Source organism: Hymenobacter terrigena, from assembly GCF_054776515.1.
The window spans coordinates 530,959-555,947 of record NZ_BAAHBU010000001.1 but is presented as its reverse complement, the minus strand read 5'-3'; the positions used below and the strand labels follow the sequence as shown (position 1 = coordinate 555,947).

10 protein-coding genes are annotated in these 24,989 nt (G+C 63.6%); 9 read left to right on the top strand and 1 reads right to left on the bottom strand.

The genetic code is table 11. The features are described from left to right. The first annotated feature begins 485 nt into the window (after positions 1 to 485). From ACYU7Q_RS02115 to ACYU7Q_RS02100, 4 genes are all read left to right on the top strand, one after another. Positions 486 to 3,566 carry a SusC/RagA family TonB-linked outer membrane protein gene (locus ACYU7Q_RS02115; RefSeq protein WP_460607782.1) on the top strand — a complete coding sequence of 1,027 codons (3,081 nt, stop codon included), beginning with the start codon at positions 486 to 488 and terminating at the stop codon, positions 3,564 to 3,566. Between the two features lie 25 nt (positions 3,567 to 3,591). Further along, entirely contained in the window at positions 3,592 to 5,211 is a 1,620-nt protein-coding gene (locus ACYU7Q_RS02110; RefSeq protein ID WP_460607781.1) for a RagB/SusD family nutrient uptake outer membrane protein, read from the top strand. 66 nt (positions 5,212 to 5,277) lie between these two features. Continuing rightward, positions 5,278 to 6,069, top strand: a complete 792-nt coding sequence (locus ACYU7Q_RS02105) for a SusE domain-containing protein (protein WP_460607780.1) — start codon at positions 5,278 to 5,280, stop codon at positions 6,067 to 6,069. Positions 6,070 to 6,366: 297 nt separating this feature from the next. Further along, positions 6,367 to 7,221: an N-acetylglucosamine kinase gene (locus ACYU7Q_RS02100; protein ID WP_460607779.1), complete on the top strand. Its 855-nt coding sequence runs from the start codon at positions 6,367 to 6,369 to the stop codon at positions 7,219 to 7,221. 95 nt (positions 7,222 to 7,316) lie between these two features. On the opposite strand, the gene ACYU7Q_RS02095 is transcribed toward ACYU7Q_RS02100, so the two are convergent. Further along, positions 7,317 to 10,175 (bottom strand): DUF4961 domain-containing protein, encoded by a 2,859-nt coding sequence (locus tag ACYU7Q_RS02095; protein WP_460607778.1) that lies wholly within the window; start codon positions 10,173 to 10,175, stop codon positions 7,317 to 7,319. Positions 10,176 to 10,496: 321 nt separating this feature from the next. On the opposite strand from ACYU7Q_RS02095, the gene ACYU7Q_RS02090 reads away from it, so the two are divergent. From ACYU7Q_RS02090 to ACYU7Q_RS02070, 5 genes are all read left to right on the top strand, one after another. Beyond that, the gene (locus tag ACYU7Q_RS02090) at positions 10,497 to 11,372 is read left to right on the top strand and encodes a DUF2279 domain-containing protein (protein WP_460607777.1); all 876 of its coding nucleotides are present in this window, start codon (positions 10,497 to 10,499) and stop codon (positions 11,370 to 11,372) included. A gap of 134 nt (positions 11,373 to 11,506) precedes the next feature. After that, positions 11,507 to 12,748, top strand: a complete 1,242-nt coding sequence (locus tag ACYU7Q_RS02085) for a Smr/MutS family protein (RefSeq protein ID WP_460607776.1) — start codon at positions 11,507 to 11,509, stop codon at positions 12,746 to 12,748. A gap of 155 nt (positions 12,749 to 12,903) precedes the next feature. Beyond that, positions 12,904 to 14,400 carry a hypothetical protein gene (locus ACYU7Q_RS02080; protein WP_460607775.1) on the top strand — a complete coding sequence of 499 codons (1,497 nt, stop codon included), beginning with the start codon at positions 12,904 to 12,906 and terminating at the stop codon, positions 14,398 to 14,400. 48 nt (positions 14,401 to 14,448) lie between these two features. Next, positions 14,449 to 15,363 (top strand): hypothetical protein, encoded by a 915-nt coding sequence (locus ACYU7Q_RS02075; protein ID WP_460607774.1) that lies wholly within the window; start codon positions 14,449 to 14,451, stop codon positions 15,361 to 15,363. A 330-nt stretch (positions 15,364 to 15,693) separates the two neighbouring features. After that, complete coding sequence (locus ACYU7Q_RS02070; protein ID WP_460607773.1) at positions 15,694 to 24,525, top strand: beta strand repeat-containing protein; 8,832 nt, start codon at positions 15,694 to 15,696, stop codon at positions 24,523 to 24,525. Positions 24,526 to 24,989: the final 464 nt, after the last annotated feature.

Genomic DNA, 24,989 nt, shown 5'->3' with positions numbered 1-24,989 from the left:
TTGGGCCTCTGTTTAGCAACCGATTCTGGTGCGCGGTCCCCTTGGGCAAAGGAAAGCACTTGGCTAACGGAAAACCGGCTGAATGAGGAATTACACACCCCAGATGAGGAACTACACACCCAAAATTTTTAGCTCTTTTAAATTTATTTTTTTCTGAAAAATCTCAAAAAAAGCCTCATTCCAAAGCATTGTGCACGTCAATTCCGAATCGTTTGCATTGCACACCTGGAAATTGCACAGGTTACACCACGTATTATAAGCTTACTAAACAGTGTTTTGCTGATTAAATTAATATTATTTTTAAACTGCTTCCTCCCTAAATATCGGCAAAAAATCGTCGAATTTGAGCAAACGTTTTTTCGCTTTCGTTCAAGGCCAGGAATTTTTAAAAAATGCCTTTAAACCTTCTCTGAAGCAAGTTTTTGGTAACTTGCAGCCCCAATCTTTTAAAATTTCCCACCATCAACACATTTAAGAAGTTTCCCATGAGACACCCTTATTTAGCGAAGCTCCTGTTTCTGCTATTGTTAGCGGGCTTTGGCTTCCTCCCTTCGGCGGCCTTCGCTCAGTCGACCGGCTTGGTTAGCGGCCGGGTCACCGACGGCAAAAACGAAGGCATTCCCGGCGCCACGGTCCTCATTGAGGGCACTTCGCTGGGCAGCTCTTCGAGCGTAGACGGCACCTACAGCATTCAGAACGTACCAGCCGGTCCGCACACGGTTGTGATTTCGTTCGTGGGCTACAACGCCGTTCGCCGTCCGGTGACGGTGGTGGCCGGCCAGAACGCCGAAGTCTCGGCGGGCCTGACCGAGAATACGACCCAACTGGCCGAGGCCGTGGTGGTAGGCTACGGCTCGCAGCGCCGGCAGGACCTGACCGGTGCCGTAGAGCAAATCTCGGAGAAGCAGTTTGTGAAGGGCCAAGTAACCAACCCCGAGCAGCTGGTGCAGGGCAAAGTAGCCGGTGTGCAGATTACCACCGGCGGTGGTGCTCCCGGCTCGAACTCGCAGATTCTGATTCGCGGTGGCTCGTCGCTGTCGGCGTCGAACTCGCCGCTTATCATCATCGACGGCGTGCCGGTGGACAACACCAGCCTGGCCGGGGTGTCCAACCCCCTCAGCCTCATTAACCCCAACGACATCGAGAGCATCACCGTGCTCAAGGATGCTTCATCGACCGCCATCTACGGGGTGCGCGCTTCGAACGGTGTGATTCTGGTGACCACCAAGAAAGGCCTGCAAGGTGATGCTCTGCACGTCAATGTTTCGTCGCAAAACTCGGTAGCCAGCGCTTACAAGTACGTGCCCGTGCTGAGCGCCGATGACTACCGCGCCGTGGTGAACCAGTACGGCTCGGCCTCCCAAAAGGCTACGCTGGGCAAAGCCAGTACCGACTGGCAGAAGGAAATTTTCCGTCCGGCCTTCAGCAGCGACAACAACGTGAGCGTGAGCGGCTCGACCGGTGTGATTCCGTACCGCGTTTCGGGTGGCTACCTGAGCCAGCAGGGCATTTTGAAGCGCAACGACCTGAAGCGTTTCAGCGGTGCGCTGAACCTGTCGCCGGTATTCCTCGACGGCAAGCTGCGCGTGAACCTGAACGTGAAAGGCACCTGGATTGACAACAACTTCTCGGACCAGAGCGCCGTGGGCAATGCCGTGAGCTTTGACCCCACGCAGCCCATTACGGTGGACGCCACCGGTGCCCCCACTGCCATCTACACCGGCGCCGCCGGCAACCCCTTCGGCCTGACCAACGCCCAAATCAGCCGGTACGGCGGGTACAGCGAGTTCAGCCAGTTGAACGATGATAAGACGGTTTCGCTGAACACCCTCTCGCCCCGCAACCCCATCGGCCTCATCAACCAGAGCCGCAACCGCAGCACCGTGAAACGGAGCATCGGCAACCTACAGCTCGACTACAAACTGCCCTTCATCGATGGCCTGAGCGCCAACCTGAACCTGGGCTATGACATCCAGCGCGGCCGGGGCACCAACTTCGTGCCGGCCGAAGCAGCCTCGAACTTCAACCGCCAGGGCATTAACAACATCTACGCCCAGGATTTGAACAACACCATTCTGGAAGCTTATGGTAAGTACGAGCACACCGTGGGCCCGGGCCGCTTGGAGCTGCTGGCCGGCTACTCGTACCAGCGCTTTGAAAACCGCAACTATGTGTTTGCCGACTTCCGCGCCAATGGCACAGAGCTGAACCCGGTTTCGCTGAGCTACTCAAATCAGGACACTTACTTGAACACCAACGTGCTGGTGAGCTACTACACCCGCCTGAACTACAATATTCAGGACAAGTACCTCTTCACCGGCACCTTCCGCGCCGACGGCACCTCGCGCTTCAGCCCCAACCACTTCGGCTACTTCCCCTCGGGTGCGTTTGCCTGGCGCATCAAGGGCGAGGAATTCCTGAAGAACTCGACCGCTATTTCGGACCTGAAGCTGCGCGTGGGCTACGGCAAAACCGGCCAGCAGGACCTGGGCGGCAACTACTACCCCTTCCTGGCCAACCTGACGCTCAGCAACCTGTCGTCGTCGTACCAGTTGGGCTACAATGCCGATGGAACTCCCCGCTACATCCGCACCCTGCGCGCCGACCAGTACAATGCCAATATCACCTGGGAAACCACCACTACCTACAACGTGGGTCTGGACTACGGTTTCTTCGGCGGCCGCCTCTATGGCTCGGTTGATTTGTACAACCGGAAAACCGAGGACCTGCTCAATTTCGTAAACATCTCGGCCGGTTCGGGCCTGTCGAACGGCGGCACCTACAACGTGGGTTCGCTGACCAACAAAGGCATCGAAGTAATTACGAACGTGGATGCCGTGAAAGGCGACCGGTTCAACCTCACGATAAACGCCAACGCTACGTTTAACCAGAACCGCCTCACGAAACTCACCGGTGCTGATGCTCCCGGCGACCTGGGCCAGCCCACGGGCGGCATTTCCGGCGGTGTTGGCAACAACATCCAAATCAACACGGTGGGCTACGCCAGCAACACCTTCTACGTAAACCAGCAAGTGTACGGTGCCGATGGCAAGCCGCTGCAGGGCATCTACGTGGACCGCTCCGGCGATGGCACCATCGACAGCAAAGACCGGTACCGCTACAAGTCGTCGCGCCCCACGGTTATCCTCGGCGGCGGGGCCAACATGACCTACCAGAAGCTGAGCCTGGCCTTCACGCTGCGCGCCAACCTGGGCAACTACGTGTACAACAACGTGCGCTCGAACTCTTTCTACGACATCAGCACCAACGGCTTCGTGCCGAACCGCAACCGTGAATTCCTGGATTCGCGCTTCAGCGCGGCTCAGTACTTCTCCGACTACTTCGTGGAGAATGGCTCGTTCCTGCGCATGGAGAACTTGACCCTGGGCTACAACTTCGGCGAGATTATCCGCAAGGGCTCGAACGTGAGTGTGTCGCTGGCCGCCCAGAACCTGTTCCTCATCACCAACTACAAAGGCCTCGACCCCGAAGTAATTGGCGGCATCGACAACACGATTTATCCGCGTCCGCGCACCTTCACGGTGGGCATCAATGTTGGCATCTAAATCAAGGCTTTATTCCTCCCTTACCATGAATCTAAAATTCACCCGTACCCTTGGAATGCTGGCCCTTGGTGCCATGCTGCTCCCGGTTGCATCCTGTAATAAAGACCTCGACCAGATTCCGAGCTACTCGGCTAATGCCGAGGTGGTTTATAAAACCGCGGCCAGCGCCGAGCAGGTACTGGCCCGTCTCTACGCCACCTTCGCGGTGAGCGGCCAGACCGGTCCCGCCGGTAACCCCGACATTTCGGGCATCGACGAAGGCTTCTCAAACTACCTGCGCCAGTACTGGCAGCTCCAGGAAATTACCACCGACGAAGCCATTCTGGGCTGGAACGATGGCAACCTCATCTTCGTGAACACCCTGCAGTGGAACGCCGACAACGAGTTTGTGCGCGCCACCTACGACCGGATTTTCTACGAAATCGGTCTTTGCAACGAGTTCATTCGCCAGACCACTGATGCCCGCCTGAGCGAGCGCGGCGTAACGGAATCGGATGCCAAGCTCATCCGCCAGTACCGCGCCGAAGCCCGCCTGTTGCGCGCCCTGAGCTACTGGCACGCCATTGACCTATTCGGGGGTGGTCCGTTCACCGATGAGAACTCGGCCCTCGGCGTGAACCCACCCTACTACACCCGTCAGCAGCTTTTCACCTACGTGGAGAACGAGTTGAAAAATCTGGACAAAGGCAAAGTGTTGCTGAACCCCCGCCAGGTCTACGGCCGCGCCGACCGCGCCATGCGCTGGACGTTGCAATCCAAGCTGTACCTGAACGCCAAGGTGTACACCAACACCGACCGCTCGGCCGATGCCGTGGTGTATGCCGACAGCGTAATCAACGCCGGCTACACACTCACACCGACTTACGCCAACCTGTTCCTGGCTGACAACAACGTGACCGGCGCCAACGAAATCATCTTCCCGATTACGTTTGACGGACTGCGCACCAAGACATATGGTGGCATGACTTACCTCGTACACGCTCCCGTGGGCCGGGCCGTATCGGCCAGCAGCGCTGGCATCAATGGAGGCTGGGCCGGCCTGCGCGCCAAGCCGCAGCTGACCAACATCATCAACAACACGGGTGCCACCGACTCGCGCAAGGACATGGTGTTTACCCGCGGCCAGAACCCGAACGTGGACACGATTGGTGTATTCAGCAGCGGCCCGCTCATCACCAAGTACCGCAACGTGACCTCGGGTGGAAAGCCCGGCTCCGATACCGTGGGTGACTTCCCGGACACCGACTTCCCCATGTTCCGCTTGGCCGACGTGCTCCTGATTAAGGCCGAAGGCTTGCTGCGCAAAGCCAGCCCCGACAAAGCTACCGCCCTGACCCTGATTAACCAGGTGCGGGCCCGTGCTACCGGTAACCTGAGCAGCCACACCAACGACCTGCCCGCCCTGACCGGCGACGGTCTGGACGACGTGTTCAACGAGCGTACCCGCGAACTGTTCTGGGAAGGCCAGCGCCGCACCGACCTCATCCGCTTTGGCAAGTTCACGGGCTCGACCTACCCGTGGCCTTTCAAAGGCGGTGTGAAAGCCGGTACCGATGTGCCCGCTACCCGCGCACTGTTCCCGCTGCCCACTACCGACCTGGTGGCGAACCCCAACCTGGCCGGCCACCAAAACCCGGGCTACTAAACTTTTTTCGGCCGGCCCGCTGTTCTCGGGCCGGCCACAATGGTTTTAAACTTCTCTTTGATTTTTATGAAAAATTGGTTTCTCTCTTTTGCCACCGGTGCGGCAATTCTGCTGGCGGTTGGTTCCTGTAAAAAGGACGAAAGCCAAGCCGTTCTTGGTGCCAACGCGGCACCACAGCTGACGGCATCGGCTACCACGGCCACCATCAACCGGAACGACACCAGCCCGGCAGTGACGTACAGCTGGAAACCGGCTGACTTCAACTACCCAGCAGCTATAACCTACACACTGCAGTTTGCCAAGGCAGGCACCAACTTTGCCACCACGGTAGACTATAACGTGGGGAATGCGCTGACCAAGTCTTTCAACCAGACCGAGCTCAACGACGTGTACAACTCGCTCGACTGCACGCTTACTCCCGTACCAACGGCGTTGGATGTGCGGGTAAAATCGAGCGTGGGAGATGCGGCGGCCGCTCAAATGTCGGCCTCGAAAACCATCACCGCCACGCCCTATCTGGCCGTGACGCTGCCCAATGACCAATGGGGTCTCGTAGGTCCAGCCGGCGACGGCTGGCCCGGTGCTACTGCTACTGACCGTATGATGCCTTACGACTGCAAAGTCCGGGCATTTGTACAGCGCATGGCGCTGAATGCCGGTGCTTTCAAGTTCCGTCGCAACCAAGACTGGTCTATTAACCTGGGTGGTGTGACCGGTGACTACACCAAAGGGGTAGCACTCACTAAAAACGGTGCTGACCTGGTTATTACTACGCCGGGTACCTACACCGTAAAGCTGGAGGTTAACCGCGATGCTGCCGGGATGCCGGTTGATGGCAAAGTGACCATTACCCCCTGATTTTAGCCGTCGGTCATTCCTGATTGACTCCCTTAAGAAGCCACTAGCCTAAGGCCGGTGGCTTCTTTGTTTTTGGGAATGAAGGTGCCACGGTGCGGGTGCGGCAATGCTGGCGGAATTAACGCGTCCATCTTGTAGATGAACGATGCCTATTAAAGGGTCGGATTTGGCCATTTCAAGCACGAATCACCTTTTTTTATTACAAAAGCTTTTTGCAATCGTTTGTTCAGGTTCGCCCACTCCCCACTTTCCAACCCGAATTACTACTTTCGTTGCCCCTTTATAATTCCCTCTCCTATGATACTTATTGCCGACGGCGGCTCAACGAAGTGCAGCTGGTGCCAGCTCGATGATGCGCACAACCGCGTGTACTTTAACACGGAGGGCTACAACCCCGATTTTATGGATACGGCGGCCATTGTGGCCTCGCTCAACCAGAACCTGCCCAGCACGCTGCCCCACGAAGAAGTGACCGACGTGCATTTCTACGGCGCGGGCGTTTCATCGGCGCAGAAGGCGGAGGTGATTGCGGCGGCCCTGCGCCAGGTGTTCCCCAAGGCCAAGGCCCACGTGACCGAGGACCTGCTGGCCGCCGCCCGGGCGCTGCTGGGCCACAAGCCTGGCTTTGCGGCCATCCTGGGTACGGGCACCAACTCCTGCCTCTACGACGGCGAGAAAATCATTTACAACGTGGATTCGCTGGGCTACTTCCTGGGCGATGAGGGGTCGGGCTCGTATTTCGGCAAGCGGCTGCTGCGCGACTACCTGCGCGACCTGCTGCCCGATGGCTTGCAGGAGATTTTCAAGGAAACCTACTCGCTGGGCACCCGCAACGACATTCTGGACCGCCTCTACAACCAGCCGCTGCCCAACCGCTACCTGGCCAATTTCGCCAAGTTTGCCTACGACCACAACAACGTGAGCTACTGCCGCGAAATCGTGCTCGAAGGCTTCGAGACCTTCTTCCAGAACCTGGTGCTGCACTACCCACGCTTCCAGGAGTACACGTTCAACTGCGTGGGCTCGGTGGGCTATAATTTCCGCGACGTGCTGACGCAGGTGGCCAAAACCCACGACATGGAAGTGGGCAAGATTATCCGCTCCCCCATCGACGATTTGGTGGCGTACCACGACGAGATGCCGGTGCGCTAAATACCGGATTCATTGGCGCTGCCAATATCAATTCCGCATAAAAAAGGCCGCTTCCAAATGGAAGCGGCCTTTTTTGTTGCCTTACCGGGACAGCGCTAGTGCTGCACCACGAGGCGGGTAGTTTGCATCAGTTGGCCGGTGCTCAGGCGCACCACATAAATGCCATTGGCCAAGTCCTGCACGGGCAAGGTGAGCTCGTGCGCGCCGGCGGCCTGCGTGGCGCGGCTGCTGATGGTGCGCACGGTAGCGCCAAGCACGTTGTGCACGGTAACCGTGACGGCGGCCGGGGCAGCCAGCTCATACTGCAGGCTGGCGGTGCTGCTGCTGGGGTTGGGCACGGCCACGAGGCGCAGGGCATCGGTGCGGCGGGCGGTGGTGCTCAGCAGAGTGGCCTTTTTAAGGCGGCGCGTGGTGTAGACGGCGTAGGCCCCGGGCTGCAGCGTGATGAGGGCGTTGGCGTTAGTTACGGTGATGCTGTCGCCGGACAGGTAGTTGTACCACTTGCCGGTGCGCTGGAAGGCAGGGTCGATGGTGGTGCTCACCACGTCGAAGTTGCCGATGACGGTGATGTTCTGAGTGGCGTTGCTCACGTGGATGGACTTGGCGGCGCCGGCCAGCTGCTGGGTGTAGCTGGTGGGGTTCGCGAAGGCGGGCTCCTGCTTTTTGAGGGCGATGAGGGCGCGCTGCACCTCGTAAAGCTGGCGGCGGTTGGCGTCCTGGTAGTAGGTCCACACGGGCTGCTTGGCGCTCAGCTTGCACTGGTCGTTGCCGTAGGGCGTGGGCACGGTGCCATTGCTGCACTGGAAGATGGACTTGTCGTAACCGAGCTCACCAAACTGCCACACCATTTTGGGGCCAGGCACGGTGAAGAAGAAGGCCGAGGCCAGCTCGATGCGCGCCAGGGCGGTGTTGAGGTCGCGGGTGCTGTAGCTGCCCGAGGAGTTGCCGAAGGTGAGGTTTTTGTACATCAGGCGCTCCTCGTCGTGGCTTTCCATGTAGGTCACCAGGTTGGGGCTGTTCCAGCCGCGGCCGCCCTGGGCGGTGCTGCCGTAGTAGCCGTAGCTGAAGTTGGAGTTGGACAGGTAGCCCATCGTGGCCTCGTTGTAGTTAGTAACGGCGTTGCCCCATATCATGAAGCCGGCATCGGCCAGGGTTTTGGCTTCGCGGTTTTCGGGGAAGTGCTCGAGGATGGGGTACAGGTTGGCATCGACGCCAATCATGTGCTGGTAGTAATCCAGCCAGATGTTGATGCGGCTCTGGTCGTAGTTGCCGTAGGTGTTGGTCGTACTTTGCTGCTGCGTGAAGCCGCCGGCCAGGTCAAAGCGGTAGCCATCAATGTGGTACTCCTGGAGCCAGAACGACATCACCTGCTTCGAGAAGTATTTGGTGAAGGCGCTTTCGTGGTTGAAGTCGTTGTAGACGCTGTACGGGTGCGGGGCCGTCACGTTGAACCAGGGGTTGTCGGCCGTGGGGCCGGCCGTGCTGCCGTAGAGCTGCACCATCGGGCTCTGGCCGGTGGCGTGGTTGAGCACCATGTCCATAATCACGGCGATGCCGCGGCGGTGGCACTCGTCAATGAACTGCTTGAAGGCCTGCTTGGTGCCGTAGTATTTATCGGGCGCGAAGAAGAAATCGGGGCTGTAGCCCCAGTTGTCATTACCATCAAACTCGTTGACGGGCATCAGCTCGATGGCATTCACACCCAGGCGCGAGAGGTAGCTCAGGGTGTCGCGCACGGTCTGGTAATCGTGGAAGCCGGTGAAGTCGCGCATCAGCAGCTCGTACACCACCAGGTTGGTGCGGCTGGGGCGCTGGAAGTTGGTGGCCGTCCACACGTAGGGCGTCTGGTTGGTTTGCAGCACCGATACGATGCCCGTGGTGCGGCCCGTGGGGTAGGCCTTCAGGTTGGGATAAGTACGGGCGGGAATGTACTGGTCGTCGTTCGGGTCCAGGATTTTCTCGCAGTAGGGGTCGGCCACGCGCAGGGTGCCGTCCACGAGGTACTGGTAGGCGTATTCGCGGCCGGGCGTGAGGCCGTTGATTTGCACCCACCAGCGGTTGCCGTCGGGCGTCTTGTTCATGTAGCTGGCGTCGGTGGTTTGCCAGTTGTTAAACTCGCCAATGGCGTAGGCAAACTGCTTATTCGGGGCCGTCAGGTTGAGGATAACCGACGTGCCGCCGTTCAAATACGTGATGCCATCCTTGGCCCCGGTGGGCAGCGCGGCAACGGTGACGGCGGGGCGCACCACAAAAACCAGCGAATCGACGCCCTGGCTGGCGCCGCTGGTGGCGGTGAAGCGCACCACGTTGCGGCCGGCGGCGGCCGTCACAGTCGTGGTGAGGGTGGTGGCGCTGGCCTGGGTGGCTACCTGCGTGCCGTTGAGGCTAAAGGCCAGGTTGGCGGTGGCCGAGGCCGTGCCCGTCACGCTGATTTGCGCGCCCAGGTTCACGAACAGCGGGTTGCCGCTGGCGTTGGGCGTAGGGCTGGTGATGCGGGCCGACAGGGCAGCCGTCGAAGCGTCCACGAAAATGTCGCCGCCGCTCGCGGTCCGGCCCACCACGGAGCCGTCGGCATTCTTGAAAATCATGCCCAGGCGCAGCAGCGTTTCGGCGGCCGGAATGGGGTAGAACGTGCGCGGCGTGAAGGTGATGGTGTAGATGTTGGGGTTGCTGGCGCTGCGGGTCATCAGCGCGCTGGGGTCGGCCACGCCGAAGCTGGGGCTGTGCACGTTGCGCCAGTTGGTGTTGCTAGTGCTCAGGTTGGTCACGGTTCCGGTCCAGATATAGACGTTGCCGGTGAAGTTATTCAGCGCCCCGTTGCCCTGGCTGGCATCGTAGGTGATGGTAACTGGGGTGGTGTCGGTGAAGAACACCGGCGAGGTGGTGACCTGGGCTTGAGCGGTCCAGGCCACGAGGGTTAACAGCAGGGCTGTCAGGCGTCGAAATGTTTGCATTGGGAATTTTTAGGATGCGAAATGGTGAGGAAACAGCTAAGGAAGAATGGGTTTGGGTGACTAAAATGGGAGCTTGTCGAAACGTTTGCCAAGCCTGTAATTAATTGTTTTTGTTGGCAAACCAAGTCGCAAGATACGCTACGGGGGCCGTCAGCCGGCTTTATGGAGCATACCTTTGGGCACTATTTCGTAGCCCGCATGGCGCTTGTTTCATTGTTGTTGAATTTGTTTGGGCGCAGGCGTTGGGCTGGGCTGGCGGTGGCCGGCGCGCTGGCAATACCATCACACGGCCACGCTCAGGTTCCGCTTCGTACCGACAGCGTGACCGCCCCGCAGGTTCCCACGGTTCGTACTTCCTCACTCAGTAGTTTTCCGGTCGATTCGGTGGCGCTGCGCAAGCGTCGTTTGCGCCTGCTGGTGGGCGGCTCGGTGCTGGGCTACGGGGCGGTGTATACCGGCCTGGCCACTTCCTGGTACACCGGCGCGCGGGTGCCCCTGCACTGGTTCAACGACCTGCCCGAGTGGCAGCAGCTCGACAAGTGCGGCCACTTCTGGGGCGCGTTTCAGGAAAGCCGGGGGGCCGTGGACATGCTGCGCTGGGCCGGTCTGAGCGAGAAGAAAGCCATTTGGTACGGCTCGTTCGTGGGGTTTGCCCTGCAAAGCCCCATCGAGTACTTCGACGGCCAGGACCCCGAATACGGCGCTTCGGCCACCGATTTGGCGGCCAACTTCCTGGGGTCGGCCGGGCTGCTGGCCCAGCAGCTGGCCTGGCACGACGTCCGCATCATGCCCAAATGGTCGTTTCACCTTACCAGCTACGCCAAGATGCGCCCCAACGTGCTGGGCAGCAACGTGCCCGAGCGCCTGCTCAAAGACTACAATGGGCAGACCTACTGGCTTTGCGCCGACGTGGGCGCGTTCCTCAAGCCCGGCAACCGCTGGCCGCGCTGGCTTCAGCCCGCCTTCGGCTACGGCGGCCAGGACATGGTGTACAACGACGACGGCACCAACGCCGCCCAGGGCCTGCGCCCCTACCGCCAGTTCTACCTCTCGCTCGACGTGGATTTGCGCCGCATTCCCACCCGCAGCGTGCTGCTCAGGCGCGTATTCTACACGCTCAGCATTTTCCATTTGCCGGCCCCGGCGCTGGAGTATAACCCACGCAACGGTTTCGGCTTCCACGGGCTCTACATGTAGGCCGGCCGGGGGCGAAAAAGCGAATATTCAGCCGCAGCGCCCCATCTACCCGTACTTTTGACGAACCCACCCCGTCCCGGCCGCTGTTTCATCCATTCAAGCAACCGCGCCCGCCGGTGTAAATCTGTGATATTATGAACGTAGGAGATAGAGTCCGGCTTTTGACCGGCACCGAAGAAGGAATTGTTACCCGCCTGCTCGACAGTGAGTTGGTCGAAGTGGCAATTGACAATGATTTTACCATTCCCGTGCTGCGGCGCGAGGTGGTGGTAGTGGCCCAGGAAGAAGGCAAGAACTTTGACCGGGCCGCCCCCGACTACGGCCCCGGCCAAACGCCCGGCAAAAACGCCAACGCCAGCAAGAAGGACAACAGCAAGCGTCCGTCGGCCACGCCCACGGCGCCTAAGCCGGTGCAGCCTTCGTTGCAGGAAGCGCTGGCAGCGGCCGCGTCGAGTGGGGCGGGCGTGGCCCGGCCCGTGAACACCGGCCCGGGCAGCCGTGGGACTGCTGCCGCCAGTGGCAAGCAGCCAGCCGCAGCCAAAGGCCTGTTTCTGGCCCTGGTGCACCAGTCGCCGGAGCTGCTGGGCGTCACGCTCATCAACAACACCGAGGCCGACGTGCTCTTCACCTACGGCGAGGAAACCAGTGCCCGCCCCTACCGCGCCCTGGCCGCCGACAAGCTCGGCCCCAAAACCAGCACCAAGCCCCTCTCCTTCCTGCACATGAAGGACTTTGAGGCCTGGCCCGCCGTGGTGTTCCAGCTGCTTCCCACCAAGCTGAATGGCGACGCTGCCTACGAGCTGCTTACCAAGCGCCAGGCCTTCAAGGCCAGTACCTTCTACAGCAGCCAGCGGCCCGCGCCGGTGATTGGCAAGGATGCTTACCTCTTCCAGCTGGATGAGAAAGCCGCCGCTGCCATCGCGCCCGAGAAGCTTGCGGAGGAAGTGCCCGCTCCTGCTCCCGCCGCGCCGGCCAAACCGGCGGGCGTGGATGCAGCCGCCCTCAAGGCCCAGCTCAGCGGCGATGCGCCGGCCAAGCCCGCGGCCGTGGTGGCGGCCGCTGCGCCGGCCCCGGCCGCGCCGGTGGTGGCTCCACCCCATGAGCTTGACCTACACCTCGAAGCCCTCCGCCCCGACAGCAAGGAAGAACTGAGCAACACCGCCATTCTGCGCCTCCAGCTCGACGCGTTTGAGGATGCGCTGAGCCGGGCGCTGGCCACCAACATGCACGAAATCGTGTTCATCCATGGCATGGGCAACGGGGTGCTGCGCAAGGAAATCCACCGCCAGCTGAGCCGCAACAAAGACATTAAGTTCTTTGAAGATGCCCGCAAGGAGAAGTTTGGCTTCGGGGCCACGCTGGTGCGGCTGAAGTAGTTGTTCTGATTCGGCGCTAACTACGCCTTTCCCCTACGAAAAGCACCCATCTGGCCCCGGCGGCCGGATGGGTGCTTTTTATTTGGCAATGAGCATAGATTGGACTGTACTTTTGTAATCCTAAAAATCACTCTTATCACATTGCGGCCAATTTAATGACCAAACTCTACTTTGCGGTGGCCCTGCTGCTGGCGACGCCCGTCGCGGCTCAGGACCTGACCAATGCCGGCGCGACCATCACCGTGCAGCCCGGCACAGACGTGTACGTGGGCACCGGCGGCTTCAGCAACCAGGCAGGTGGCACGCTCACCAATGCGGGCACGCTGCGTGTAGACGGCCCCACCACCAATGCCGGCACCCTGGACCTGGGCAGCGGCGCGCTGGAAGTGCGCGGCGACTTCGCCAACTCTGGCACCCTCGTGCCCGGCACCAGCGCTGTCACTTTCAGCGGCACGGCTGACCAACTGTTGACGCCCGGCGGAGCCACGCTCTACCAATTGTTGCTCAACAAGCCCACCGCCGGAGCCAACACCCTGCGCTTGGCCGGCGACCTCACGGTGAGCAACCTGCTCAGCCTGAGCAATGGGTTCATCAACACCAAAAACGGCGCGACGGTTAATACCCTACGCCTACCCAACGGAGCCACCCTCGCGGGCGAGGCTTCCGGGCGCTATGTGCTGGGCAGCCTCGAAATCACGCGCAATGCCGTGAGCGGGGCGGCCGTGGATTTCGGCCACGGGGCCGTGCTCGACCCCACCACCAACACCCTGGGCACGGTGGCCATCACCCGCACGGCGGGCCTGCTGACGGATGATGTGAGCCGGGGCGTGAACTTCGCCAACACCACCTACAAAGGCATCGACCGCATCTGGACCGTGGTGCCGGCCGCGCAGCCCAGCGCTGCCGTGCAGCTCACCCTGAGCTGGCTGACGGATAACGATAATGGCCTCAGCGACTTTAGCCAGGCCCGCGTGTGGCAGCAATCGGCCCCCGGCCAGCCCTGGGCCGTGCGCAGCCCCGTGGCGAATGCCAGCAGCCGTAGCATCAGCATGAACCCCACTTCGCTCAGCCGCTTCACGGTGAGCAACGCGGCCAACCCGCTGCCCGTGACACTCGTGGACTTCGCGGCCCAAGCCGACGGGCCGGCCGCCGTGCGCCTGAGCTGGACCACGGCCTCGGAGCTGAATAACGCCGGCTTCACCGTAGAGCGCAGCCTCGATGCCCGCAGCTTTGCCGCCATCGGCACGGTGGCTGGGGCGGGCACCAGCGCCATTCGCCACGACTACGCGCTGCTCGACGCGAAGCTGCCCGGTGGCGCGACGCTGCTCTACTACCGCCTGCGCCAGACCGACCTAAGCGGCGACTTCAGCTACTCGCCCGTCCGCACGGTGGCCCTCGCGCCGCAGGCGGCTGGCTTTGTGGTGTACCCCACCCATGTGGCCATCGGTCAGGCCGCCACCTACCTCTACACTGGCCCGATGGAGGCCGGCACCCTGCAAGTGCTCGACCTGCTGGGCCGCACCGTGCGCACCCTGGCCGTGGACGGCCGTGGCACCGGCGAAATGCCCCTGGTCGGCCTGGCCATTGGCAGCTACCTGCTGCGCTACACCACGGCTACGGCGCACTTCACCAGCCGCTGCGTGGTGGAGTAGCCCGTTATTTTTCTTCAATATTATCCCACCCATTATTTGCTGTTCTTGATGAAGGACCTTTTTACTCCTGCTTATTTTTATCGGGGCCTGGCCCTAACGGCATTGCTGGCGGCCGCGAGCTTGGCGGCTCAGGCCCAGGGCGTGCGCATCGGCACGACCGGCACGCCCGATGCCTCGGCCATTCTCGACCTGGTGAGCAGCACCAAGGGCGCACTGCTGCCCCGCGTGGCGGCCACCACCGACGTGGCCAGCCCGGCCCCCGGCCTGGTGGTGTACCAGACCGGGGGCACCGCCGGCTACTACTACAACGCGGGTACCACTACCAGCCCAAACTGGCTGCAGCTGGTGAATTCGACGCAGCTGGCAGCTGCCAATGCCAGCATAAGCAGTCTGAATAACCAGCTGACTACCCAGACAGTCTCTTTGAACACACAAATCAGCTCGCTTAGCTCCAGCGCCGTGATGTCGGCCAGCAACGGCCTGACGAAATCCGGGCAGAATGTTGTGCTCGGCGGCACCCTCACGCAGGCTACCACCATTGCCACGGGCGGCAACAACCTGACCGTTACGGGCACGGGCAACGTGGGCATCGGCACCAGCAGCGCGCCCACCAGCACCCTGCAAGTGGCCGGCACCGTGGCCGTGGGCGTGGTCAACGGCCTGGCCGGCAGCGGGGCTGGCACTCCGCTGGGCAACGCGGGCTACGTGGGCCTCTCGCCCGTCGCCGGGGCCGACTTCTACCGCCTGCCCGATGCCACCTCCTGCCCCGGCCGCATTTATTACGTGCGCAACAACAGCACCAGCAACATTGCTTATCTGAGCACGTCGGGCGGGGCCATTTTTGAGGGCGGGGCTACGAGTGCCGCCGGCCTGCCGTACTTCATGCAAACCAACGGCCTCACCAAAACCGTCATTGCCATCTCCGACGGCACAAACTGGACCCTGCTTAAGAACGGCAACTAGTCAGGAACTACACCAGCTCTCCAGTTCGCCCCTGCTGCCTGGCCGCGCTCCCGGCGGGCGTGTACATGGTGCGCATCGGCAGCAAAGCGGGGCGCCAGACGGTAGAGTAAGACGCCGTTGTTACCAATACCGACGAAGTCGTCGCCCCGCCCGGGGCGGCGGCTTCCGGCGTTTGGGGCGGGGCCGGGCATCGCATCAACATGCGATACCGCCGCATGGAATTAAGCAGGACCTTTGCGGGGAACAGCCCGCACCAACTTTTTAAGCGGGCACCGCGCCTTGCGCTCGGCTTTGTGCCTTACCCCGGGAGCTGGCACTCCCATCTCCTGCATGGTTGTCTTTACCTATCTGATTTCGTGGGCCGCGCGGGCCCGCCGCACCGGGCCGCTGGCCCAGCTAACGCTGCTGCTGGCCCTGCTGGCCATGCTGCTGGCCGGCCGCGTCGCCCGCGCCCAGACCTGCCCCGGCGGCACGCGCCTGTACGTGAACGCAGCCAACCCCACGCCCGGCAACGGCAGCAGCTGGGCCACGGCCTACGCCAGCCTGGCCGACGCCCTGGAAGTAGCTCACGCCTGCCCGGCCGTGGCCGACATCTGGGTGGCGCAGGGTACCTACCTGCCCGGTTACGATGGAGCCGGCAACGCGGCCCCCGCCGACCCGCGCAGCCGCACGTTCTACCTCAAAAGCGGGCAGAGCCTGTACGGCGGCTTCGTGGGCACCGAGACGGCCCTCACCGACCGCACGGCCGGCCACGTCACCGTCCTCAGCGGCGACTTCAGTAGCAACGATGCAGTGAGCGGCAGCGGCGCCACGCTCAGTATCAGCAACAATACCGAGAATGCCTACCACGTGGTGGTGGCGGTGAATGTGAGCACCGCCACCGGGCTCGACGGCTGCACCATTCAGGGCGGCAACGCCAGCGGCGGCAGCATGTACGTGGGCGGCACCTACGTGCCGGGCAACTACGGTGGGGGCCTGTACACGGATGCCCTCACCCTGAGCAACTGCACCTTCACCGGCAACGCGGCCTATTTTGGCGGGGGCGTGTACCGGGCATCGGGCCCGGGCACTATCACGAACTGCGCCTTCACCAGCAACTCCGCTACGACTGGGGGCGGCGCGCTAACCAGCCTGAACGGCGGCACGGGATTAGTGCTGACCACTTGCACCTTCACGGGTAACTCGGCCCCCAAGGGGGGCGCGGCCTTTCTCCAGGGCAGCCCCACGTTCAACGGCTGCACCTTCACCGGCAACTCCTCGCCTCAGGGCGGCGCGCTATACAACGACTCCGGCTCCCAGGCCGCGCTGAACAACTGTACGCTGACCGGCAACACGGCTCCCAACGGCAAGGGCGGTGCCATGTACAGCTACTTTGGCGCCACCCCGGTGCTCACGGGCTGCACCATCAGCAACAACTCCGCCACCAGCGGCCAGGGCGGCGCGCTCTGCATCGACGGCGCCGGGTCGGTTCTGAACAACTGCCAGCTCACCGGCAACTCCGCCAGCCTGGGCGGCGCGGTGTATACGTTTAATACCTTGGGCACCTCCTCCACCACCATCACGATGACCGGCTGCACCCTCAGCAGCAACACCGCTGCCTCGGGCGGGGCCCTGTACACGCAGCCCACCGGCAGCATCACGTATGGCCTAGTGACACTCACCGGCTGCCTGCTCACCAACAACACGGCCAGCGGCACCGGCGGCGCCCTCTTTTCCAGTGGTTTTGTAGGACAGTTCCTCACCGGCTGCACGTTTACGGGCAACACGGCCACCGCCGGCAACGGGGGCGGCATCTACAACACCGGCGTATCCAACTCTTCCATTGCCCCGCTCACGGTGGTGGGCTGCACGCTAAGCGGCAACAAGGCCGGTGGCAACGGCGGGGGGGTATGCAATGCGGCTTCTCTCTACGGGACTACACCCGTGTTCACCAACTGCGTATTCACCGGCAACCGGGCCAGCGGCCTGGGCGGCGGCATGTATTGCAGCGGGGTTACGTCCGGCTCTTCGTTCATTCCGGCACTCACCAACTGTACGCTGAGCGCCAACACGGCCACCACCAACGGCGGCGGGCTCTACTATGACACCAACGCAGGCGGCACGGTAAAGGGCTGCATTTTGTGGAATAACACCAGCACCAGCGCCACGGCCAACCGCCAGAACATCTTCAAAGTGGCCGCCGCCGCCACGCTCACCGTGGGCTACTCCACGGTGGGCGATTTCCTGAGCACGGCCACCAACAACTACACCGTGAGCCCGGCCAGCAGCGTGACCACCGCCGACCCGCGCTTCGTGAACGCCGCCGACCCCGACGGGGCCGACAACGTGTTTGCCACCGCCGACGACGGCCTGGAACTGCAAACCGGCAGCCCCGTTATCAACGCCGGCGACCCCAACGTCACCACCCCCACCACCGACATCACCGGCGCCGCACGGGCGCGCACCTTCGACCAAGGGGCCTACGAATACCAGCCCGTGCCGGCCTGCGCCGGCGGCACGCGCCTGTACGTGAACGCAGCCAACCCCACGCCCGGCACCGGCGGCAGCTGGGCCACCGCCTACGCCAGCCTGGCCGACGCGCTGGAGCGCACCTCCTTTTGCCCGATTACCGAAATCTGGGTGGCGCAGGGCACCTACCTGCCCGGCTACGATGCCAATGGCAACGCCATTCCTACCGACCCGCGCAACCGGACCTTCCTGCTGCGCAGCAGGGTGAACCTGTATGGGGGCTTCGTGGGCACGGAGGCGGCACTGGCCGACCGCACGCCCGGCCACGCCACCATCCTCAGCGGCGACTTCCTGGGCGATGATGCGACCAGCGGCAGCGGGGCCACGCTCAGCCTGACGGGCAACGCGGAGAATGCCTACCACGTGCTGCTGGGCGCGAGCCTGACGGCGGCCTCGGCCACGGCGCTCGACGGCCTAACCATCCGCGGCGGCAGCGCCACGGGCGCGGGCAGCGTCACGGTGGGCGGCTTCGCCATCGCGGCCACCAGCGGCGGCGGCCTCTACAACGTGAGCGCCGCGCCGCTGCTCACCAACTGCACCTTCCTTAACAATGCCGCCACCAGCAACGGCGGGGGCCTGTTCGACACCAACGCCTCGGCGCCTAATCTGACGGGCTGTGCTTTCACTAGCAACACGGCGGCCAACGGGGCCGGGATGTATAACACCAGTTCCTCGCCCACGCTCACCGGCTGCACCTTCACCGGCAACCGGGCCGCCACCAGCGGCGGCGGGCTCTACAACACCAGCTCCTCGCCCACGCTCACCAACTGCGCGTTCGGCAGCAATGCCGCCACCAATGGCGGCGGCCTGTTCAATACCAGCGGCTTGCCGGTGCTCACCACCTGCACCTTCACCAGCAACACGGCCACCAACGGGGCCGGGATATACAATAGCGGCTCCTCGCCCACGCTCACCACCTGCACGCTGAGTGCCAACTCCGCCACCAGCGGCGGCGGACTCTACAACAGCAGCGCTTCCCCCACGCTGAATGGCTGCACCTTCGGCGGCAATACGGCCTCCGGCGTGGGCGGCGGCATGTACAACACCGCTAACTCCGGGCCGAACCTGACCAACTGCACGTTCAGCAACAATACCACGGCGGGCCAGGGTGGCGGGCTGTATAATACCAGCTCCACGCCCCGGCTCACCACCTGCACGCTGAGCGGCAACGCGGCGGCCAACGGCGGCGGGGTTTACAATTCCTCTGCTTCCCCCATGCTGAGCGGCTGCACGTTCAGCGCCAACACCGCCACCATTGGGGCCGGGCTCTACAACTCCTCTGCCTCGGCGCCGGGGCTGACCAACTGCTTATTCACCCTCAACGCGGCCACCGATGCGGGCGGGGGGCTCTGCAACGTCAACTCTTCTCCCACGTTGAGCGGCTGCAACTTCAACGGCAACACGGCCACTAATTCCGGCGGCGGGCTCTACAATGTCTCCTCCTCGCCTAACCTCACCAGCTGCGTGCTGAGCGGCAACGCGGCCGACAATGGCGGCGGGCTCTATAACCGAGACTCTTCCGCGCCGAATCTCATCGGCTGCGTCTTCAGCGGCAATACGGCGGGCAGCGGCGGCGGCGTCTACAACATCGTGTCCGCCGCGCCGAACCTGAACAACTGCGTGCTGACCGGCAATGCGGCCAGCAGCGTGGGCGGGGCCATGTACAGCAGCAACGCCGCGCCGAACCTGGCCAACTGCACCCTGAGCGCCAACACGGCCACCACCAATGGCGGCGGGCTCTACTACGACAACGACGGGGGCGGCACGGTAAAGGGCTGCATTTTGTGGAACAACACCGGCCCCACCGCCAATCGCCAGAACATCTTCAAGACGGCAGTCGTCGCCACGCCCCTTACCGTGTCTTACTCGACCGTGAGCGACTACCTGAGCACGGCCCCCAACAACTACACGGCCACGGCCGTGACCACGGCCGACCCGCAGTTTGTGAACGCGGCCGACCCCGACGGAGCCGACAACGTGTTTGCCACCACCGACGACGGCCTGGCCCTGCAGGCCAGCAGCCCCGTCGTGAACGCCGGCGACCCCAGCGTGACCAGTCCCACTACCGACATCACGGGTGCGCCCCGCCAGAACACCTTCGACCAGGGGGCCTACGAAGCACCCGTGCCGGCCTGCCCCAGCGGCACGCGCCTGTACGTGAACGCGGCCAACGCCACGCCCGGCAACGGCACTACCTGGGCCACGGCCTTTACCAGCCTGGCCACCGCCCTGGAGCAGGCCCGCGCCTGTAGCAACTTCCTCGAAGTATGGGTAGCGCAGGGCACCTACCGGCCCGGCTACGATGCCTTCGGCAACGTGGCCCCGGCCGACCCGCGCAACCGGACGTTCCTGCTGCGCGAGGGGATGAGCGTGTACGGCGGCTTCGTGGGTACCGAGGCAAACCTGACCGACCGCACGGCCGGCCACGCCACCATTCTCAGCGGCGACTTCCTGGGCGATGACGCGGTGAGCGGCAGCGGGGCCACCCTCAGCCTGACGGGCAACACGGAGAATGCCTACCATGTGGTAGTGGCAGTGAGCGTGAGCGCGGCCACCGTGCTCGACGGCTTCACCATCCGGGGGGGCAATGCCAACGGAAGCGACAGCTACTCCGTGAGTTCTTACAACATCGCCAACAACAACGGCGGCGGGATGCACAACAGCGGGGCCTCGCCGCTGCTCATCAGCTGTACGTTTACCAATAACGCGGCCGATAATGGTGGAGCCCTGTATGACGCCAACAACTCGGCCCCCGGCCTGACGGGCTGTGCCTTTAGCGCCAACGTAGCCATCCTGGGCGGGGCCGGGATGGCCAACGACAACTCCTCACCCACCCTCACCAGCTGTCCGTTTACCGGCAACGCGGCGGCTTACGGTGGCGCGATGTTCAACGGCAATAATTCCACGGCCCGGCTCGTCGGCTGCACGCTGAGCGGCAACGCGGCCACCACCAACGGCGGGGCCCTCTACAACGTCAACTCCGCGCCGGTGCTGACCGGCTGCGTCCTCAGCGGCAACACGGCCATTTTGGGCGGTGGGCTCTACAATAACATCAGCCCGCCGAACCTGACCAACTGCGTACTAACCGGCAACACGGCTACCAGCCTGGGCGGGGGCATGTACAGCCTCGGCTCCTCGCCGGCACTGACTAACTGCACCCTGAGCGCCAACACGGCCACCACTGACGGCGGCGGGCTCTACTACGATACCAACGCGGGCGGCACGGTAAAAAACTGCCTGCTCTGGAACAACACCAGCGCCACGGCCAACCGCCAGAACATTTTCAAAACCGCAGCGGCCACCACGCTCACCGTGGGCTACTCCACCGTGAGCGACTTTCTGAGCTCGGCCACCAACAACTACACCGTGAACCCGGCCAACAGCGTGACCACCGCCGACCCGCGCTTCGTGAACGCCGCCGACCCCGACGGGGCCGACAACGTGTTTGCCACCGCCGACGACGGCCTGGAACTGCAAACCGGCAGCCCCGTTATCAACGCCGGCGACCCCAACGTCACCACCCCCACCACCGACATCACCGGGACCGCACGAGTACGCACCTTCGACCAGGGCGCCTACGAGGCCCCGATGCCCACCTGCCCCGGCGGCACGCGCCTGTACGTGAACGCGGCCAACCCCACGCCCGGCACCGGCAGCAGCTGGGCCACGGCCTACGCCAGCCTGGCCGACGCCCTGGAGCTAGCCCGCACCTGCACCAGCATCACCAATATCTGGGTGGCGCAGGGCACGTACAAGCCCGGCTACGATACCAACGGCAGCGTCAGTCCGCCCGATGCGCGCAGCCGCACCTTCCTGCTGAAGAGCGGGGTGAGTTTGTACGGGGGCTTCGTGGGCACGGAGGCGGCGCTGGCTGACCGCACGCCGGGCCACGCCACCGTCCTCAGCGGCGACTTCCTGGGCGATGACGCGGTGAGCGGCAGCGGGGCCACGCTCAGCCTGACGGGCAACGCGGAGAATGCCTACCACGTGGTAGTGGCGGTGAGCGTGACGGCGGCCTCGGCCACCGCGCTCGACGGCCTGACCATCCGCGGCGGCAATGCCACGGGCGCGGGCAGCGTCACGGTGGGCGGGTTCAGCATCACGGTCCTCAACGGCGGCGGCCTCTACAACGTGAGCGCCTCGCCCCTGCTCACCAACTGCGTCTTCCTCAACAACAACGCCTCTTCCAGCGGCGGGGCCCTGTTTGATACCAACGCTTCAGCCCCCAACCTGACGGGCTGTGCTTTCAATAGCAACCTGGCCAACAGCGGGGCCGGGGTCTACAACACCAGCTCCGCGCCCCCGCTCACCAGCTGCATCTTCACCGGCAACCGGGCCACCTTCAACGGCGGTGGGCTCTACAATACCAGCTCCTCGCCCACGCTAAGCGGCTGCGTCTTCAACGGCAACGCGGCCTCCAATACCGGTGGCGGACTCTACAATGCCGGCTCCTCGCCCACGCTCACCAACTGTGCGTTCGGCAGCAATGCCGCCACCAGTGGCGGCGGCCTGGTCAACACCAGCAACTCAACGGCCCGGCTGACCAACTGCTTACTGACCGGCAACACGGCCACCAGCCTGGGCGGGGGCATGTACAGCCTCAGCTCCTTGCCGGCACTGACTAACTGCACCCTGAGCGGCAACAGCGCCACCACCAACGGCGGCGGGCTCTACTACGACACCAGCGCGGGCGGCACAGTGAAGAGTTGCCTGCTCTGGAACAACACCGGCCCCACGGCCAACCGCCAGAACATCTTCAAAGTGGCCGCCGCCACCACGCTCACCGTGAGCTACTCCACCGTAGGCGACTTTCTGAGCTCGGCCACCAACAACTACACCGTGAACCCGGCCGGCAGCGTGACCACCGCCGACCCGCTGTTCGTGAACGCGGCCGACCCCGACGGAGCCGACAACGTGTTTGCTACCGCCGACGACGGCCTGGAACTGCAGGCCGGCAGCCCGGCCATCAACGCCAGCGACCCGGCCACCACCACCCCCACCACCGACATCATCGGGGTTCCCCGCGCGGGCGTATTCGACCGGGGGGCCTATGAATTTGGCGCGGCGCTGCTGAGCGTGAGCCCCAACCAGGGCCCCGTGGGCACGGCCATCGTCCTGACCGGGGCCAACCTGCAGGGCGCTACGGCCATCACCTTCACCGGCAGCAGCACGGCGGTAATCAACTCGGGCTTCACCGTGAACGGCACCGGCAGCAGCATCAGTGGCCTGAGCGTGCCCGCGGGCCTGGCCCTCGGCACCTACACCCTCACCGTGACCACGCCCAGCGGCACCACCAACGGCCTGCTGTTTACCGTGGCGCTGCCGGCGGTGCCCACCCTCACCGCCGTGAGCCCGGCCGCCGAGCTGCCCGGGCAAACGGTTACCCTCACGGGCAGCAATTTCACCGCCGGTAGCAGCGTCAGCTTCGGCGGGGTAGCCGCGGCCAGCGTTGCCTACAGCTCGGCTACCTCGCTCACCGCAACGGTGCCCGTGGGGGCCGGGGCCACCGTCAGCGTTACTACGGCCAACGGGACCAGCCCGGCCAGTGCGTTCACCCTGCTCAACGTGGCCGATGCCGCTACCCTCCCCGTGGGCACCTGCACCAGCGCCACGGCCGCCGCCACCGGCCCCGACAGCAACTGGCACTACCTGCTGGCCGGCGGCCAAGTGGCGCTGGCCTACAACACCCAGGGCCTGAACCTGGGCACCGTGAGCGCCGAGCTGCTGCGGGCCGACCCGGCCGCGCCCGTGCGCGTCGACGGCAAGGGCCACTATTACCTGGGCCGCAACTGGCACCTGACCACCAGCGCCGGCCCCTTCACCGGCAGCACGGTGCGCGTGCGCTTCTACGCCCTGACCACGGAATTCGACCAGCTAAAGATTGCCGACCCGGCCAACGTGCCCACCCTGGCCGCCCTGCGCCTGACCCAGTACAGCGGCCCGAATGAGGACTGCGACCTGGCCAACAACGGCAACCCCGCCGAGCGCCGCCTCCTCACGCCCGCCACCACGGCCGGCCCCGCCGGCAGCAACTTCTTCGTGAGCGAAACCGCCGTGCCCGACCACTTCTCCGAGTTCTACCTCAACGGCGGCGACAAACCCCTGCCCGTGGAGCTCACTGCCTTCACGGCCACGGCCGAGGGCAGCACCGCCGTGCGCCTGGCCTGGGCCACCGCCACGGAGAAGAACAGCCAGGCCTTCGAGGTGGAGCGCAGCGAGGACGGCAAGGCCTTCGGGCGCATCAGCACGGTGGCCGCCGCCGGCAGCAGCAGCGCCCCCCGCGCCTACGAGCTGCTGGATGTCCGTCTGCCCGCCGGAGCGGCCACGCTTTACTACCGCCTCAAGCAGCTGGACACGGATGGCAGCTTCAGCTACTCGCCCGTGCGCAGCGTGGCATTCGCCCATTCACCCATTCACCCATTCGCTCTCTACCCCAACCCTGCCGGGCACGGCCCCGCCCACGGCGGCGCGGTCACCCTCACGGGCGCACAGCCCGGCACCCTGGTCACGGTATTCGATGCGCTGGGCCGGGCCGTGACCACCGCCACGGCTGATGCCGCCGGCACCGCCGCCCTGGTGCTGCCCGCCGGGCTGCCCACCGGCGTGTATGTGGTACGCGCCGGCTCCCGCGCCCTGCGCCTCACGGTGGAGTAAGCGCCCCCCTGCTATTCTCGGCCGCCTGCATGTCGGCCGGGGTAGTTTCCGAAAGCCTCCGGCCAATGGCTGGGGGCTTTTTTGTGGGCAATGGGGTGGAAGCAGGCAGCGGCTTTGGGAGCAGGGCTTTGCTGCTGGAGGGCTCCCCACCGGCCGTGGGGAATGCACCGCCGGAAATGGGGAGCTCCCCGCCGGAAATGGGGAGCTCCCCGCTAGGAATGGGGAGCGCACCGCCGGCCGTGGGAAGCGCACCCCTGATAAAAGCAAGGCTGCGGTTGGGACCGTTGGCAGGCTTTTGATGACGGGGGAGGCCGGTGGGCATTCACAGGCCTTTGCCAAAGCCTGGGGACCGGTGTGGCAACCACGTAGAAGTAAGTGTTTTCAAAATCAGTTATTTACCCGCTATTCAGCAGCTGCCCCGCGCCTAATTTTGGCTTCGCCTTCGGATAATAATTAATCCCGCC

Bases quoted from the DNA above. Each gene is read 5' to 3' on its own strand.
- ACYU7Q_RS02080 (WP_460607775.1), top strand. From the start codon at position 12,904: ATGACCAAACTCTACTTTGCGGTGGCCCTGCTGCTGGCGACGCCCGTC.
- ACYU7Q_RS02105 (WP_460607780.1), top strand. From the start codon at position 5,278: ATGAAAAATTGGTTTCTCTCTTTTGCCACCGGTGCGGCAATTCTGCTG.
- ACYU7Q_RS02070 (WP_460607773.1), top strand. From the start codon at position 15,694: ATGGTTGTCTTTACCTATCTGATTTCGTGGGCCGCGCGGGCCCGCCGC.
- ACYU7Q_RS02075 (WP_460607774.1), top strand. From the start codon at position 14,449: ATGAAGGACCTTTTTACTCCTGCTTATTTTTATCGGGGCCTGGCCCTA.
- ACYU7Q_RS02115 (WP_460607782.1), top strand. From the start codon at position 486: ATGAGACACCCTTATTTAGCGAAGCTCCTGTTTCTGCTATTGTTAGCG.
- ACYU7Q_RS02110 (WP_460607781.1), top strand. From the start codon at position 3,592: ATGAATCTAAAATTCACCCGTACCCTTGGAATGCTGGCCCTTGGTGCC.
- ACYU7Q_RS02100 (WP_460607779.1), top strand. From the start codon at position 6,367: ATGATACTTATTGCCGACGGCGGCTCAACGAAGTGCAGCTGGTGCCAG.
- ACYU7Q_RS02085 (WP_460607776.1), top strand. From the start codon at position 11,507: ATGAACGTAGGAGATAGAGTCCGGCTTTTGACCGGCACCGAAGAAGGA.
- ACYU7Q_RS02095 (WP_460607778.1), bottom strand. From the start codon at position 10,175: ATGCAAACATTTCGACGCCTGACAGCCCTGCTGTTAACCCTCGTGGCC.